The organism is Flavobacterium sp. PL02, from assembly GCF_035013205.1.
Lineage (GTDB): Bacteria > Bacteroidota > Bacteroidia > Flavobacteriales > Flavobacteriaceae > Flavobacterium.
In genome coordinates this window covers 24,000-41,019 of record NZ_JAYGJP010000013.1, presented here as the reverse complement: position 1 = coordinate 41,019, position 17,020 = coordinate 24,000, and the positions used below count along the sequence as shown (strand labels likewise).

The 17,020-nt window shown below is 34.2% G+C and carries 10 protein-coding genes; all 10 read right to left on the bottom strand.

Annotated features, from left to right (window positions below; translation table 11 throughout):
- Positions 1-3: 3 nt before the first annotated feature.
- The 10 genes from bglX to SHI72_RS22550 all read right to left on the bottom strand — a co-directional run bounded on the left by bglX (position 4) and on the right by SHI72_RS22550 (position 16,706).
- Entirely contained in the window at positions 4-2,232 is a 2,229-nt protein-coding gene (gene bglX / locus SHI72_RS22595) for a beta-glucosidase BglX (RefSeq protein WP_323491478.1), read from the bottom strand.
- A 31-nt stretch (positions 2,233-2,263) separates the two neighbouring features.
- Positions 2,264-3,703, bottom strand: a complete 1,440-nt coding sequence (locus SHI72_RS22590) for a glycoside hydrolase family 30 protein (protein ID WP_323491477.1) — start codon at positions 3,701-3,703, stop codon at positions 2,264-2,266.
- Between the two features lie 3 nt (positions 3,704-3,706).
- On the bottom strand, positions 3,707-4,543 hold the full coding sequence (locus tag SHI72_RS22585; protein ID WP_323491476.1) for an endonuclease/exonuclease/phosphatase family protein: 837 nt from the start codon (positions 4,541-4,543) through the stop codon (positions 3,707-3,709).
- Positions 4,544-4,666: 123 nt separating this feature from the next.
- Positions 4,667-6,409 (bottom strand): cellulase family glycosylhydrolase, encoded by a 1,743-nt coding sequence (locus tag SHI72_RS22580; RefSeq protein ID WP_323491475.1) that lies wholly within the window; start codon positions 6,407-6,409, stop codon positions 4,667-4,669.
- A gap of 46 nt (positions 6,410-6,455) precedes the next feature.
- Complete coding sequence (locus tag SHI72_RS22575) at positions 6,456-7,931, bottom strand: glycoside hydrolase family 30 protein (RefSeq protein ID WP_323491474.1); 1,476 nt, start codon at positions 7,929-7,931, stop codon at positions 6,456-6,458.
- A 21-nt stretch (positions 7,932-7,952) separates the two neighbouring features.
- Entirely contained in the window at positions 7,953-9,437 is a 1,485-nt protein-coding gene (locus tag SHI72_RS22570) for a glycoside hydrolase family 30 protein (protein ID WP_323491473.1), read from the bottom strand.
- Positions 9,438-9,514: 77 nt separating this feature from the next.
- Positions 9,515-10,969 carry a glycoside hydrolase family 30 protein gene (locus SHI72_RS22565; protein ID WP_323491472.1) on the bottom strand — a complete coding sequence of 485 codons (1,455 nt, stop codon included), beginning with the start codon at positions 10,967-10,969 and terminating at the stop codon, positions 9,515-9,517.
- Between the two features lie 150 nt (positions 10,970-11,119).
- Entirely contained in the window at positions 11,120-11,998 is an 879-nt protein-coding gene (locus SHI72_RS22560) for a hypothetical protein (protein ID WP_323491471.1), read from the bottom strand.
- 11 nt (positions 11,999-12,009) lie between these two features.
- Positions 12,010-13,530 carry a RagB/SusD family nutrient uptake outer membrane protein gene (locus SHI72_RS22555; protein ID WP_082001763.1) on the bottom strand — a complete coding sequence of 507 codons (1,521 nt, stop codon included), beginning with the start codon at positions 13,528-13,530 and terminating at the stop codon, positions 12,010-12,012.
- A gap of 14 nt (positions 13,531-13,544) precedes the next feature.
- The gene (locus tag SHI72_RS22550) at positions 13,545-16,706 is read right to left on the bottom strand and encodes a SusC/RagA family TonB-linked outer membrane protein (protein ID WP_039111813.1); all 3,162 of its coding nucleotides are present in this window, start codon (positions 16,704-16,706) and stop codon (positions 13,545-13,547) included.
- Between the last annotated feature and the right edge of the window lie 314 nt (positions 16,707-17,020).

The following is a 17,020-nucleotide window of genomic DNA, read 5'->3' as shown; positions in this document are numbered from 1 at the left end:
TTATTATTTCACTAATTCAAAATCAGATTTTACACGGATATCTGCCGAAGATGATCCTATCATCAATTCAAAATCGCCTGGTTCTGAACCCCACTCTATCTTGTCATTATAAAAAGATAATTTTTCATTATCTATTGTAAACTGAATCGTTTTGGTTTCTCCTGCATTTAATTTCACTTTCTGAAAATCTCTAAGTTCTAAAACTGGTCTTACAACTGATCCAAATTTATCTTTTAAATACAATTGTACCACTTCTTCTCCTGCTACTTTTCCAGCATTTTTTAACTGAAAAGAAACTTGAATTTTCTCATTGCTTTTCATTTTAGTTGTAGATAATTTTAAATCGTAATAATCGAATTTAGTATAACTTAATCCGAATCCAAAAGGGAATTTAGGACTAGTTTTTAAATCTGTATAAGCAGAAACATATCCTTTTGCATTGTCATCTTGTGCTGGTCTTCCTGTACTATAATGGTTGTAGTAAATAGGAATTTGCCCCACTTCTCTCGGGAATGTCATTGGCAATTTTCCTGACGGATTATAATCTCCAAATAAAACATCTGCAATAGCATTTCCTGCTTCGCTACCTAACCACCAAGTATAAAGAATAGCTGGAACATTATCGGCAGTCCAATTAAAAACAAGTGGTCTTCCGGCATTAACTAAAACTACAACTGGTTTTCCTGTTGCCTGAATCGCTTTTACTAATTCTTCCTGAACTCCTGGTAAATTAATATTGCTTCGGCTTTTAGCCTCTCCACTCATATCATGTCTTTCTCCAATACTCAAGATTACTACATCGGCTTGTTTTGCTGTTGCAATTGCCTCTGCAAAACCATCTTTGTTATCGCCTTCTACTTCACAACCTTTGGCATATAATAATTTGGTATTCTTCCCTACTTTATTTTGTAATCCATCCCATTGAGAAACCACCCATTTGTCATAGTCGACTTCTGGTAGTTCAACCGCCCAAAAACCCATATTGGCTTTATATTCTTTTACCATTGGTCCTATAAACGCAATTGTTTTTGTGTTTTTAGAAAGTGGTAAAATTGCATTATCGTTCTTTAATAAAACGATACTTTTTGCTGCAACTTCACGTGCTGCTTTACGGTGTTCCGGATTATTTAATTCTTTTTTCTCTCTATCCGGATTAGAGTATTTGTATGGATCTTCAAATAATCCTAATTCAAATTTCTTGCGCAAAATTCTTTTTACTGCATCATCAACTAAATCTATCGAAACTTTGTTTTCTTTTATCAATGCTGCCAAGTTATATCTGTATGCATTACTTTCCATATCCATATCGCTACCAGCAGTAATTGCAGCTAGTGCAGCTTCTTTAAGATCTTTAGAATAGCCATGTGCTACCATTTCCCCAATAGATCCCCAATCTGAAACTACAAAGCCTTGAAAGTTCCATTTTCCTTTTAAAATATCTCTTTGTAAATGTACATTTCCTGTTGCAGGAATTCCGTTAATATCATTAAATGAATTCATAAATGTAGCTGCTCCAGCATCTAGCGCAGCTTTGAAAGGTGGCAAATAAGTTTCCCACAACATTCTTTCGCTCATATCTACTGAGTTATAATCTCTACCTCCAATTGCAGCTCCATAAGCAGCAAAATGTTTCACACATGCCATTACTGAATTTAGATTTCCTAGTTTATCGCCCTGAAATCCTTTTACTCTTGCATAAGCTATTCTTGAACCTAAATAGGTATCTTCTCCTGCTCCTTCCATTACACGTCCCCAACGCGGATCACGACCAATATCGACCATTGGTGCAAATGTCCAATGAATTCCGCTTGCAGCAGCTTCGGTCGCAGCAACTCTAGCCGAAAGTTCTATCGCTGCCAAATCCCAACTTGCTGCTTCTCCTAACGGAATCGGGAATGTGGTTTTAAAACCATGTATTACATCCTGACCATATAACAATGGTATTTTAAGACGTGATTGCATGGCCAATTCCTGATATTGTCGGGTGTATTTTGTTCCAACTACATTAAGCATCGACCCTACTAAACCATCTTTAATTTCGGCTTGTTTGTTCGGGTTTATTGTAATAGGTCCTGTTGCAGCATTGTTACCTGTATATTGGTTAAGCTGTCCTATTTTTTCCTCTAGCGTCATTTTTTTTAACAACGCATCTACTTTCTGATCTATTGTTTGCTGTTGTGCTATCGCAAAAAACGAAATCATCAAACAAGTTAATGTGGTAATTCTTTTCATGAAATAAATATTAAATTGGTATTGATTTTTTCTACCAAACGTAAGTTGCCACCGAACCTGCGTCTAATGAAGTTGCTATTTGTTTTTGATTGTATTTAATGTTAAATGTTTCGACTGTTTCGCCATCATTTTCAACTATTAGAACAATATTCCCTTTTGGAGTTTTAAAAGCTACATTATGTATATTGCCACTTACATTACTAGCAATTCGTACAGAACCTTCGGGTACAAATTTGGATGCGTGTGCAATAATATAATATCCTACTTCTCTCTTAATTACTCCATCTTTATCAATCATCAAAGCGCCTTTGCAAGTACTACATCCGCCTGGTGTAAATGGTTTATAAAATTCATCATTGGCTAAGCCCCAAGAAAGTGCATTCTTACTCCAATTGCGCATGGAACCTATTACTACATTTTTTACATTCCATTTTAAATCTGTCTCAAAACTGCTGCCTGATCCTGTATATTGTTCTGTAAAATAAATATTCTTATTCGGATATGCATCATGTACTGTTGATAGTGCACTAATATCTCCTTCATATAAATGAAAAGCCGAGCCGTCTACAAATGGTAATGCTTTTGAATCATTTAAAATCGTTAAGGGATATTCGGGTTTATTGCAATTATGATCGTAAGTCACAATTTTGGTTTTGATTTTTGCTTTCGCGAAAGCGGGACCTAAATGATTCCCGATAAAAGCTGCTTGTTGTTCTGCAAGCATTAATAAACTTGGGTTATTTCCGGGATGTAATGGTTCGTTTTGAGGGGTTATGGCATCAATTATAATACTTTCTTCTTTCATTTTCTGAATGTATTTTACAAAATAATTGGCATATACTTCGTAATACTGTGGTTGCAAACTTCCTCCTTTTGTACTTCCGTTGTCTTTCATCCAAACTGGTGGTGACCAAGGCGATCCCATGATTTTAATACTAGGATTTATGGCAATAATTTCTCTTAAAAGCGGAACTAGCGTTGTTGCATCTGGACCTAGATTAAAATGTTCTAGTTTTAAATCGGTTTTTCCGGCAGGCATATCATCATAAGAGAATACCTCAGCATTAAGATCTGATGCTCCGATACTAATACGGAGGTAACTAATTCCTACCGAATTATCTTTTGAGCCAAACAGTTCTTGTAATAATGCTGCTTTTGTTGATTTCTCTAATTTATTTATAGCTTCAGCACTTCCTCCTGTTAATGAAAATCCAAAACCATCTATAGTCTGGAATTTCTTCGAAGCATCTATTTCAATAGTTGGGTTTGTATTTGTTGCAGTAGTAAAAACTAATGCTTCGGCTTGTTTTTGAAGCTTTACCGATTGGTCACTTTTGGTAACCCAATATGCCACTTTATCTGTTTTGGATGTTGTAGTTGTAGTTGCATTTTTTGTTGAGCCACACTTTATTTGCATTGCAATAAGTAGCAGCAAAATCAAAATTTGCATTGCGTTATTTATTTTTTTCATGGTTTAGTTAATTTCAATTAAAACAGGGAAATGATCCGATGGGTATTTTAAATCTATTGAATCACTTAAAACTGCATGTTTTTTTATTTTTAGATTGCTGTTTTTAGAAATAAAAATATAATCTAGCAATAGTGTAACTGGTTTGTCATGCTTAAATTCATTAAAGGTTCCAGATGGTCCAAATGGTTTTTCTTCTGAAATTTCACGAGTATCATTCATTACTTTTTTCAAAGAAATGATGCGTTCTTCATTAGGTTCTGAATTAAAATCTCCCATAAGGAATACAGGATATCCTTTGGTATTTACTGCTGCCATTTTAGAAAGAATAAGCTCAAGTCCTTTGGTTCTTGCTTCTTCGCCAATGTGGTCGAGATGTGTATTAAAAACCCAAAATGTTTTTTTAGTTTTTAGGTCTTTAAAAAGTGCATACGTACAAACTCTATTATAAGCTGCATCCCATCCTTTTGAGATTACATCCGGGGTTTGTGAGAGCCAGAAAGTATTGGCTTGTTGTACTGAAAATCTATCTTTTTTATAAAATATAGAAGATGATTCTCCTTTTCCTTCTCCTTCGCGAGCAATACCTATATGATTATAACTTGGTAATGCCGTTGCAATATCATTAACCTGATTAGGCATTGCTTCTTGTACGCCAAAAATATCTGGGGCGTAAAATTGTATTTGTGATGTAAAAAAATCTTTACGGTTTGGCCATGCATTTTCTCCATCTGAAGCAATATCTAAACGGATATTATACGTCATGATTTTTAAATTTTGTCCATAAATTCCATTAAAAGACAAAAACATTACAAGGGCGATTAGTTGGTTTATTTTTTTCATAATTAAGGGTTTTAATCCATTAAAGCTCCAGTTTCATCCGAAGCTTTTAATGGAGAAAACTAATCTAACAAAATATTAATTACAAACACTATTATAGGTTTTACTTTACTCTTTTTTAACAACTTACTTCTTCGTAGTTGTAAAATCCAGGTAATTCAAATTAAATCCTCCTTTATCAAAAACGACTTTAATTTTGTTTTCTCCTTTTTTCAGCTTTACGCCCGAGAGTATAATTGTTCTCCAAGTTGTATCATTTCCTGTTGCTGGAAGGGTAATTGTATCTGAAATTTTTCCTGTTTCGTTTTCCAGATGTAATTTTCCTTCTTCTTTTTCGCTTGAGTATCTAATGGCTACATCATACGTTACTGCCGATTTACTTGTTGCGGTAAATTGCAACCACTCGGCATTTTCGATAAATGATACCTGATATCCATTTGAGGAATCGTCTTTGCATGGCAGAATATCAACTCCGTCATTTCGCATTGTTTTTCCTTTATTCCATTCTTCAAATGTTCCGGTTTCTACTCGGTAATTCACAAAATCTTTATCTGAATATGCAAATCCGTTTGTTCCTAAATCATATTCGGTTGCAAATATTTTACCAGGCAAAACTCGTTTTTTATAACTTTTTGTTTCATTTGTACGTACTTGACGAAACATTGCGTCAAGTACGTCTGCCTTTATTGTGGTATTCTCTAACTTAAAATTCTCGGCTAATTGCATCAATGCTTTTTCTGCAAAATCTGGGCTTGGTTTTTCGCCTCCATCTTTCCAGTATAAACGCAACTTTTCGTATTCGGGTGTTTTGGTAACTGAAGCAATTCCTGCAATATTTTCGATTTTTTTCATTGGCCAAAATGCCCAACCGATATTATTTGTTTCGAATAATGAAATAGCATCTTTAAACCAAACATTTGAGTTTTCTCCTCCTTCTCCCATCCAAATTGGTACATTATATTGTTTTCTATAATCTAGCATTTTCTGGATTGATGCTGTGGTATTGTAATTCCAATATTTATGAAAACTCATTGCCATATTATCATCCCATAGCGGAAACATTCCGTTGTAATTATTTCCCCAACAATTTCCTTTAATAATAATCATGTGGTTTTTATCGACTTCTCGAATTGCTTTTGTAATAGAAACTAAAAGTTCACGCAAAGGCGCGTTTGAGGTTTCATCGCAACCATTTTTATTTGTTCCTGTAAAATTCCAATTGGGTTCGTTTATAATATCATAAGCTCCAATCCATGGATTGTCTTTATAACGCAACGCTAATTTTCTCCATAATGCGGTCATTTTTTTACGATTGGCTTCGCTTTCCCAAACTGATGGTTTTGTATCATCATAATCTGAGATTGCAGCATCTTTTCCTTGTCCGCCTGGTGCAGCATGAAGATCCAGAATAAGATATATTTTATTTTCGGCACACCATTTTAGCAGGTTATCGGTCATTGTAAAACCTTCTTCTACCCAAGTAATTTCGCCGTTCTTTTCTGCTTCTATTGGCGGTGTATATAAATTATAATGCATTGGCAAACGAATGGAGTTAAATCCCCAAGCTGCTAATGAGTCAACATCTTTTTTGGTTATTCCGTTGGCTCTGTATGCTTCGTAAAATTTTTCGGTTTTTTCGGCTCCGATTAAATCTGTTATTTTTTGTTTTATAACATATTGCGGACTTGCAAATGGTTCGGTCTGGATCATATATCCTTCCTGAACCATCCATCCTCCTAAGCCTAGTGCTCTTAATACTATATTTTTACCTTTTCCATCTACAATATTTTGTCCGCTTTGATGCAAAAAACCTTGTCCAAAAGAGGTCAATGAAAACAATACCAGTAATGGTAAAACTATTTTTCTCATATATCTGTTTTATTATATAAGTCCTAGATTAAATCTTATTTGTTTATTATTTCCAAGTATAAGTTCCTACAGAGCCTCCATCTAATGAGGTTGTAACCCACTTACCATTAAATTTTATATTAAATATTTCACTTGTATCGCCATCATTTTCTACTATCAATACTTTTTTACCTGTTGGGGTTATAAAAGCTACATTTTGCAAATTCCCACTTATATTACTAGAAATTCTTATGGAACCTACCGGAACAAATTTAGAAGCGTGAGCTATAATATAATAGGCTACGTTACGATTAAAACTGCTGCTAGAATTTACGGTTAATGCGCCTTTACAGGTATTACAACCTCCTTGTGTATGTGGCTCAAAAGAACCATTATTAGCCAAATTCCACTCTAATGCATTCTTGCTCCAATTGCGCATTGAACCAATAATTACATTTTTAAGATGCCATTTTAAATCGCCTTTAAAATCTCCTGTCGAAGAGGTAAATTGCTCAGTGAAATACAGATTTTTATTTGGGAAGGCATTATAAACTGTCGAAAGTGCATTGATATTTCCTGCATATAAATGAAATGCCGATCCATCTACAAAAGGACTTGCAATAGGATCTCCTAAAATCGCCATAGCATATTGTGTATTATCGCAATTATGATCGTAAGCAATGATCTTGGTTGTAAGATTAGCTGCCTTAAATGCTGGGCCTAAATTGTTTTTGATGAAATTTGTTTGTTGTAAAGCGCTCATTACCATACTCGGATTATTACCGCCGTGTAAGGGTTCATTTTGAGGAGTAATGGCATCTATTATCATTCCTTCATTTTTCATTTGCTGAATGTATTTTACAAAGTATTTTGCATACACATCATAATATTGAGTTTGTAAGCTTCCGCCAACAAAACTATCTTTATCTTTCATCCAAAGTGGCGCCGACCAAGGCGTTGCCAATATCTTAATGTTTGGATTAATTGCCAGAATTTCTTTTAAAAGTGCAATTACTCCGTTTTTATCAAGGTCTAAACTAAACTTAGCCAAATCAAGATCGGTTTCGCCTTTTGGTAAATCATTATAAGTAAATGCTTTCTCGTTTAAATCGGATGCTCCGATACTTATTCTTATATAATTTATTGAAATAGAAGTTTCGGTCAAGCCAAATAATTCCTGCAATAAATCATTTTTTTTCTGGGTAGTTAACTGATTAATTACCTGTGCACTTCCTCCTGTTAAGGTATATCCAAACCCATCGATGGTTTGGTATTTTTGGGCTTCGTTTACTTCAATATTTGTATATGAATTTGCTGTGGTATTAAACCCAAGAACTCCATTTTGTTTGGTAAGCAATACTGTCTGATCCCCTTTGGTTAACCAAAAATCTACATCATTAGTAACAACAGTGGGCGGATCTGGTTTTACTGGCGGTTTTGGAGCTGGATCGACAGTATCGCTAGATGAAGAGCATTTTACCTGCAATACGACTAGTGCAGCAAAAAATGCAACCTTTATAATCTTACTTAAATACTGTTTCATTTTATTTCTTTTTATAATTTCTTAATAAACCAAAGTTTGCATGGCATGTGCCGGAATCGTAATTGTCTTTTTCTCGGATGCAAGTATTAAATTATATGTTATCTCTTTATCACTTTTGTTCATTACTACGGTTGCAATTTTTCCATCTGTATTAATAAATGATGTACTCAATAAAGCATCTGTACTTACTTGAGTTATGATTCTTTTGGCATTAGGGCGAATGAATTTTGAAAAGTGTCCTATATAATAATACATCGGTGTGTATATTAATTCATCAGTATTTGTATTAGCATGAATTGGGGCAAAGCAAAAATTACCTACGTGATTTGGACCTCCGTTCTGATCCAAAAGGATATTCCAATCTGTCCAGCCTACTGTTCCGTTATTAAAATCATTAATCATATTAATTCCGTATCGCTCGGCATTTCCCCAAAACTGATATTTTGCAGCGTCGAATTTTTCATTACAACCTTCGGTAAATAATAAGTTTTTATTTGGGTAAGCGGCATGTACAGCACCAACGGATTCAAATTTAGGCGGTCCTCCTGCCCAAGTTTCATACCAATGAAATCCTATTCCCCAAGCATATTTAGAAACTTCGGGATCTGAAAAAACAAGGCGAGCTCTTTGCTCTAACATTTCACCACGATTATGATCCCAGATTATAATATTTTTAGATTCTAATCCTTCTTTTGTCATTGTTGGTCCTAGATAATCTCTTAAAAAATCTCTTTCGGCTTCTGGGCTATAAATACAAGATTCCCAACTCTGGCTTGCCATTGGTTCATTTTGAATAGACAATCCCCAAATAGGAATACCTTCTTTTTCGTATTCGCGAATAAATTTCACATAATAATTAGCCCATGATTGTGCATATTCTGGTAGTAATGTACCTCCTCTTAGCATGTTATTATTGCTTTTCATAAATGCCGGAGGACTCCACGGACTGGCAAAAAGTGTTAATTTTCCTCCTGCCGTAGCAATAGCTTTTTTTAATAACGGAATACGATATTTACGGTCATGCTCAACGCTAAAGGTTTTTAAATCTTTATCTCCTTCTTGTATATAAGTATAACTACCACTACTAAAATCGGAACTATGTATTGTTGTTCTTGCTAATGAATAACTTATTCCTTTGTCTTTATCATAATAAGCATTAAGAAATTCTTGTTGTTTCTTAGCACTTAATTTTGCAAAAACCTCGGCACTTGCATCTGTAATTGCTCCTCCAATCCCTAAAAAGGTTTGATCTGTTTTTTGAGGATTTACTGTAATTGAGATTGCATTGTTTGAATTCTCATTTGCAGAAGCGAGAATTAAATTAGCTGTTTTGGATAATTTAAAATTTGTATTCTCGGCTGTTGTAAAGATTTCAATTTTTTGATGATTTTGATTGTGTTCGTTTTTTGATTTTTTGTCTGTCACATTTGATGATGAACAGCCTAATGCAAAAACCGTTATCAGTATTGGTGAAATATTTTTTATCAGTTTTATAGTGTTGTTCATCTAAGTAGTTTGCTTTTTTAAATAAAACCAAGAATTAAAAATGACTGAACATATTTAACTCTTGGCTTTTATTATAATTAATAGACTAAAGTTTGAATGGCACGAGCTGGTATTGTAACAACCGTTTTCTCTGATGCTATAATTAAATTATAAGTCACACTTAAATCGGTTTGGTTCATTACAACTGTAATCATTTTACCATCGGTATTAAGAAATGATGTACTTAACAAAGAGCTTCTGCTTACTGCTGTACTTACTCTTTTTGCATTCGGGCGAATAAATTTTGAGAAATGCCCGATATAATAATACGATGGTGTATAAATTAATTCACCTGTATTGGTGTCGGCATGAATTGGCGAGAAGCAAAAATTCCCCACATGATTTGGCCCACCATTTTGATCTAAAAGAATATTCCAATCTGTCCAGGCAACTGTACCGTTATTAAAATCATTAATCATAGAAATTCCATATCTTTCGGCATTTGGCCAAAATTGATATTTCGCAGCATCAAATTTTTCGATACAACCTTCGGTAAACATTAATTTTTTATCTGGATAAGCTTGGTACACTTGTTTTACATTATCAAACATTGGTGCTCCGCCTGTCCATGTTTCGTACCAATGAAACCCCATTCCCCAAACATATTTTGAAGCTTCTGGGTCGGAATAAATTACATTGGCTCTTTGGTTCATTAAATCACGATTATGATCCCAAGCAATAATTTTTTTATCTCCGAGGCCTGCTTTTTTCATTGTTGGCCCCAAGAAGTTTTTTATAAAGTCTCTTTCTGCTTCTGCAGAGTAAATGCAAGATTCCCATGTTTGCGTTGCCATTGGTTCGTTCTGAACCGATGTTCCCCAAATAGGCATTCCTTCTTTTTCGTAAGCCTTTATAAATTTTACATAATAATCTGCCCAAGCCTGATTGTATTCTGGTAATAGTGTACCGCCTTTTAGCATGTCTTTATTACTTTTCATAAATGCTGGTGGACTCCAGGGAGCGACATATAATATCAGATTATTATTAGCGGTTTTCATCGCTTCTTTAATCATTGGTATGCGATATTGCCTGTCATGATCAATATTAAAAGTTTTTAAATCTTTATCTCCTTCTTCGATATAAGTATAGCTTCCACTGCTAAAATCAGAACTGTGTATTGTGGTTCTTAGCAATGAATAGCCTATTCCTGTTTTAGTATCGTAGTACGCTTTTAAAAATTCTGCTTGCTTTTCTTTTGATAATTTTGCAAAAACCTCGGCACTTGCATCTGTAATTGCTCCCCCAATTCCCATAAAGGTTTGAAAGGTTTTTTTAGGTTCTACAAAAACCGATATTTCAGTTTCTAATGGTTGTTTCGATGCCGAAAAAACTAGATTATCTGTTGGTGTTATTCTTAATTTTGAATTATCTGCTGTTGTATAAACTGCAATTTTTTTTCCATTTGTAGTAAACTCTTGCTTGTTTTTTTGCTGCTGCGAAAAAGCGGTCAACGTAAATAATAAGCAAAGAATCTTATAGCTGTTTTTTTTCATTATTTATTTTTTAATGTGCAAATTCTAACAACATTTTCAATGTCAATAAAACATACCTTTAGTATCTAAGTAGTTTAAAAATAGCCCATAGTCATAAAGAATATGGGCTATTCTACAACCTAACTTAAACTTATTTAACTCAATTCTTAATTATTTTCCTCTAAACTCTACTTCTGTAATTGTTATTCCAGTTGGAGTAAATCCGTTACCACCAGCTCTTATTACTAAATAGACTTTACCCGTTTCTGCAAACTTTACAACATTACCTACTTTGTCTGTAGCACTATTTTTTACACATCCTACAGCAGATAGTTTTCCTTCAAATGCTCCTTTCCCGCAACCGTCTTCAGAGCTTAATCCCATAACTTTGTTGTCTGTATATACAACTCCAGAAGTTGGAACTGTTTTTCCAGCATATACTTCAAACCAAAAATCTGGAGATCCGCTTTTTGCAGATACCTGCATATCTATTATATATTCTTTACCTGCTACAACATCTATTTCCTGATAAATTCCTTCCTGATTAGAGGTGTTTCCACTTGCGTTTATAGTTGCAAATCCCGGAGTGAAAGTCCATGCGGCTAATCCGTTAGTATTAAGGTGCAAGTTGGTCCATTGTGCCTGGTCAGCAGCATCTAAGAAACTGGTTCCTTTAACTAAATTTCCTCTGTCAGGATCATTTGCAGCAATAATAATTTCTTTGGTAGCAAAATCAGTAGTTCCTCCACGGCCTACAGCAGTATGCACTACTTTATACGTTCCTTTATCTGGCAAAAAAATCTCCAAATTCATTTTTCCATAAAACTCTGCCTTGCCTACTTTCCAGTAAGAATTCAGCACATTGTCTGTACCTGATACTAATAAATATGTATTATTCTTTCCTTCTACCGGGGTAATTGTAAATGAAGGATCTACACTTGCAACAGTTAATCCGTTGCCAGCTCCTGGTGCATCAGGTTCACAACTTGTTAGTGTTCCTAAAACAAACATTAGGTATATAGTCTTTTTAAAAATTATATTTAAATTCATATGATCTTTATTTAATCGTTATAATTAGGGTTCTGAACAATTTTAGTATTCTCTAATTCTTTAAAAGGAATTGGCCAAATTTCATTTTTACCTGCTTGGAATCCTTTAGATGCCAATGCAGCAGCAGCTTTTCCTGTTCTTACTAAATCGAACCAACGGTGTCCTTCTCCTGCTAATTCTTTTCTTCTTTCTAACGCAATTGCATCCAAAGAAACCGGAGTTGATCCTAAACCTACACGTGCTCTTACAGCATCTAGTAAAGCTTGCGCTCTTGTTCCTGTACCACCTAATGCTTCGGCTTCCATTAAATATGTATCTGCTAAACGAATCGCGTAAACATCTTGTTTGTAATTTAAAGCTGTTGAACCACTACCTGTAGATGTATCGGAATTTAATGGCATGAATTTTTTAAGGAAATAACCTGTATCATCATAATTAGGAGCCCAATCTGCTTGTTTAGCAGCTTTCAATGCTTTCATATCAAGAATAGTAGCATCAAAACGAGGATCTCCTTTTAGCACATCATATAAACTTTGTCTTACGGTACTAAAACTCCATCCCGAAACATAATCTGGTGCTGTAGAATTTTCTGACCTGTTGTATCCTCTAGGTCCTACCATAATACAAACAGAGTTTCCTTCATCTTTTCCTCCACCCCAAAAGCCCCAATCGGCATTACTTTTATCAGTATGTACAATTTCAATAATCGATTCTGAATTAAACTTGTTGCTTATCTTCCATAAATCTGCAAAATCAGCTACCAATTTATATCCGTACATACTTGTACCACCCGGAGTACCATTTACATCAGCAAATTCTGCTGCTGATAATGCATTTTTCCCTTCGTATAAATAAACTTTTCCTAACAATGCCTTTGCTGCACCCTGAGATAAACGTCCTGCTTCATCTCCCTTATTTGTAATTATAACAGGTAATCCAGGAAGTGATTCTTTTAAATCTTTTTCAATCTGTGCGTATACCGCTTCTGGTGTCGCTTGAACTACATTAAAAATATCTGGTGTTTTTAATGGCTCTAATATCAATGGGATATTTCTGAAAGTACGAACCAATTCAAAATAATAATAAGCACGTAACGCTTTTGTTTCAGCTGCAAATCTTGCTTTTTTAGCTTCATCCATAGGTACCGCTGGTAATTTTTCAAGCAATACGTTTGCTCTAAAAATCCCTTGATAAAAATCTCCCCAAAAACTACCTGGGATTGTTGATTGGCTAAGTGAATAATCTCCAAATGCATGTATTCCGGCACCATCTGTAGCACCACCACCTGCTGCATTAAAATCATCTGAACCTGCATTTAGCATACAGATCATGTTTTCAAATCCTTTAGACTGCTTACCAAGTATATCATAAACAGCTACTAATCCTGCATAAGCCTGGCTTTCATTTTGGTAATATTTATCCTCCAGAACAGTTCCTTTTGGTTCTACAGTTAAAAAATCCTCACCGCACGACAGGACAGTAAAAAGTACTCCGCAAACAACAAGTGAATATTTTATATTTTTTAGTTTCATGATTCTCGTTTTTATTAAAATTGTAAATTAACTCCCAACATTATAGTTCTGGCTTGAGGATAAATACCTCTATCTATACCCATAACATTTCCTGTAGCGCTATTTGCTCCAATTTCAGGATCATATCCAGTATACTTAGTAAAAGTCAATAAGTTCTCTCCTGTTAAATAAACTCTGGTTTTTTCTAAACCAATTTGTCCTATAGTCTTAACTGGCAATGAATATCCTATCTGAATTGTTTTTATTCTTACGTAATCTCCTTTTTCAAGATAAAAATCAGAAGGGTTATTAAAGTTTTTGTTTGTATCATCAGATGTTAATCTTGGGTACGTATTAGATGTACCTTCTCCTGTCCAACGACTTAAAGCAGTGGTTTGGTAATTAGAGTTTTCAATATCTAACCTACGTAATCCTTGGAAAATTTTATTTCCAGCAGCTCCTTGCGTAAAAATCATTAAATCGAAATTTTTATAATCTAGATTTACCGTAAATCCAAAAGTGTATTTTGGTATTGGGCTACCAATATTTGTTCTGTCATCTGAATTAATTTGACCATCTCCATTAATGTCTTGCCAACGGAAATCTCCGGGTTTAGCATCTGGTTGAATTAATCCTCCTGCAGCATTTTTATAAGCATTAATCTCGTTTTGGTTTTGGAAAATTCCTGCTGTCTTAAATCCGTAGAAAGATCCATAAGGCTGCCCAACTTGAGTTCTTGTAATATCATATGTCATCGCTTTAAATTGCTCTCCTGTTGCAAGAAAATCAACTCCACGTCCTAAATATGTTACTTCATTTTCCAGATAAGATACGTTTGCACTTAAAGACATATTAACCTGTCCTAATTTTTTACGGTATCCTAATTCTAAATCGACACCTTTATTTTGCATATCAGCAACGTTTCCAGTTGGATTTCCTGAACCAACATAACCTGGTAACATAATTTCCTGAAGGATTCCTGTAGTTTTTTTAATATACCAGTCTACAGATAAACTGAAATCAGAAAAAATAGTAGCATCTAAACCAATATTTGTCTGGCTAGTTTCTTCCCATTTTAAATCTGGATTTGAAGGTGCATTCGGGCTGTTACCAATAGTTACAGATCCAGATGTCCCTATAGTATAGTTACGACCATCTCCTACAGTTGCTAGATATTTAAAATCTCCAATATTATCATTACCAGTTACACCGTAACCTCCTCTAAATTTCAATTGGTTTACTACTTTGTTTTCAACCCAAAATGCTTCTTTTGATGGAACCCATCCTAATGAGAATGAAGGGAAAGTTCCATATTTATTATTTGCTCCAAATCTTGAAGATCCATCTCTACGAATAATACCTGTTACTAAATATTTTTCTTTAAAATCATAAGTTAATCTAGAGAATAAAGAAGTTACTCTGTGCTCATTTCCTGTAGTTGCTGTAGCATTTATTTGATCTTTTGGAAGGTCAAAATTAAAAGAGGCATCATCATGATTATCTACTGGTAAATTAGTATATGTAATTTTTGTACCACTATTTCTGTTATCTACATAAGCTCCCTGACCTACTAATACGCTAAAATTATGATCACCTATACTTTTTGTATAAGAAGCAGTATTCTCTATATTCCATCCAAAACCTTTATTTGTTTCTCTATAAAGGTTATTTACTTGTGTCATATTAGTTGAGTTTAAATATGCAACTGGTGTAAAGCTTTCAACACCCCAATAAGCAAGTTTACCTCCTAATGTAGTTCTGAATTTTAATCCTTTTATTGGCTCAATTTCTAAGTAAGCATTTCCAACAAAGTTATCTGACCAGTTGTAATTTCCTAATCTAGTTTGAGTATAAGCCAATGGATTAGACATTTCTTGTGTAACCATAGTCGAAACACCATATGGATTTCCGTAAGGATCTCTTAAAATTCCTTTACCATGACCATCAATACCGACAGAATAAGGAGGCAATGCAGCCATCCCTGGGTCTGTTACGATAGCAGGAGTAATCGGATCTAAATTTATTGCAGAACTTAATGGTCCTCCAAACTCACTATTTGTGTTTCCTATCCCCATCGTTTTCTCTCTAGAAAAACCTAATGTCTGACCAAAAGTTACCCATTTAGATATTTTGTGAGTAGAGTTTAAACGAATGTTTTTTCTGTTATAATTAGAAATATCTGTTGTTACAATACCCTCCTGATCCAAAAGACCAAAAGAGGCATAAAAAGTAGATACATCATTTCCTCCTGATAAACTTAACTCTTGACCAATACGTGCTGCACTATCATTAAAAATAACCGATTGCCAATCTGTACCTGCACCTAATGCATTAGGATCTTGAAAAGGCAATGCAAAAGTATCTGTTGGAGATTTTTTAGCATATCCGTTTGCATACTTCTCATTTCTTAAAGTAGCATATTCAGTCGCATTTAAAAGATCTAGTTTTCTTGCTGCCGAAGAAAAACCTGTATAGCCATTATAGCTAACACTCATTTTTCCTGATTTCCCTTTTTTGGTAGTAACAATAATTACCCCAGCTGCAGCTCTTGCTCCGTAAATTGCTTGAGAAGCCGCATCTTTTAATACCTCGATAGAAGCAATATCTGACTGGTTTAAATACCCAATACCACCAGCATCAACCACTACTCCATCTACAACCCATAACGGGTCATTGTTTCCCAGAGTAGTTATACCACGCACACGAATCGTAGATGCTGATCCTGGTTGTCCAGAACTCGCAGCAACAGTAACTCCCGAAACTCTTCCTTGTAAAGTTTGTTCAACTCTGGATATCGGTAAGTTTTCGATATCCGAAGATTTTACTTTAGAAATTGCTCCTGTAACTACACTTTTCTTTTGAGTACCATATCCTACAACAACAACCTCATTTAACGTTTGTGATTCTGGACGTAATTGTACAACTATTTTATTTCTACCATTTATTGGTTCATTAATAGTTCCATAACCTATAAACGTAATTGTTAAAACACCATTAGAAGGTGCCTGAAGTTGAAACTTCCCATCAAAGTCAGAAGATGTCCCTTTCCCCGTTCCTTTTATTAAAACAGATGCTCCTGGTACTGGCATACCACTTTCATCATTAACTATTCCGTTTACTGTAACGTCTTGCGCTTGAGCATAAACTGAGAATAGAATAGATGAAAAACAAAAAATAAGTAATTTTGTTAATTTCATTTTTCTAAAAATTTTGGTTAATTAATTAGTAATTCGGAACAATAATAATAAGATTTTTTAAGAATACGCAATTAATAATCACTACAAAAACACATCAAAATCAAAATTAACACTAGTCAAAAACACATCAAAAAAAATACAATTAAGTGATTTTCATTATTTTAAAAATTAAATTATGGTATTTAAAAAAAATATAAAATTAAAATAAACACTACATTCAATATAAATCGATTATTTTAGCTTTTATAAGGTAAATTTTCTAAACCAAATCAATATTAAGTCTAATATTTTAAGGATTTTAAAGCCACGTAAAA

Bases quoted from the DNA above. Each gene is read 5' to 3' on its own strand.
- SHI72_RS22585 (WP_323491476.1), bottom strand. From the start codon at position 4,543: ATGAAAAAAATAAACCAACTAATCGCCCTTGTAATGTTTTTGTCTTTT.
- SHI72_RS22590 (WP_323491477.1), bottom strand. From the start codon at position 3,703: ATGAAAAAAATAAATAACGCAATGCAAATTTTGATTTTGCTGCTACTT.
- SHI72_RS22580 (WP_323491475.1), bottom strand. From the start codon at position 6,409: ATGAGAAAAATAGTTTTACCATTACTGGTATTGTTTTCATTGACCTCT.
- SHI72_RS22555 (WP_082001763.1), bottom strand. From the start codon at position 13,530: ATGAAACTAAAAAATATAAAATATTCACTTGTTGTTTGCGGAGTACTT.
- SHI72_RS22575 (WP_323491474.1), bottom strand. From the start codon at position 7,931: ATGAAACAGTATTTAAGTAAGATTATAAAGGTTGCATTTTTTGCTGCA.
- SHI72_RS22565 (WP_323491472.1), bottom strand. From the start codon at position 10,969: ATGAAAAAAAACAGCTATAAGATTCTTTGCTTATTATTTACGTTGACC.
- SHI72_RS22570 (WP_323491473.1), bottom strand. From the start codon at position 9,437: ATGAACAACACTATAAAACTGATAAAAAATATTTCACCAATACTGATA.
- SHI72_RS22560 (WP_323491471.1), bottom strand. From the start codon at position 11,998: ATGAATTTAAATATAATTTTTAAAAAGACTATATACCTAATGTTTGTT.
- bglX (WP_323491478.1), bottom strand. From the start codon at position 2,232: ATGAAAAGAATTACCACATTAACTTGTTTGATGATTTCGTTTTTTGCG.
- SHI72_RS22550 (WP_039111813.1), bottom strand. From the start codon at position 16,706: ATGAAATTAACAAAATTACTTATTTTTTGTTTTTCATCTATTCTATTC.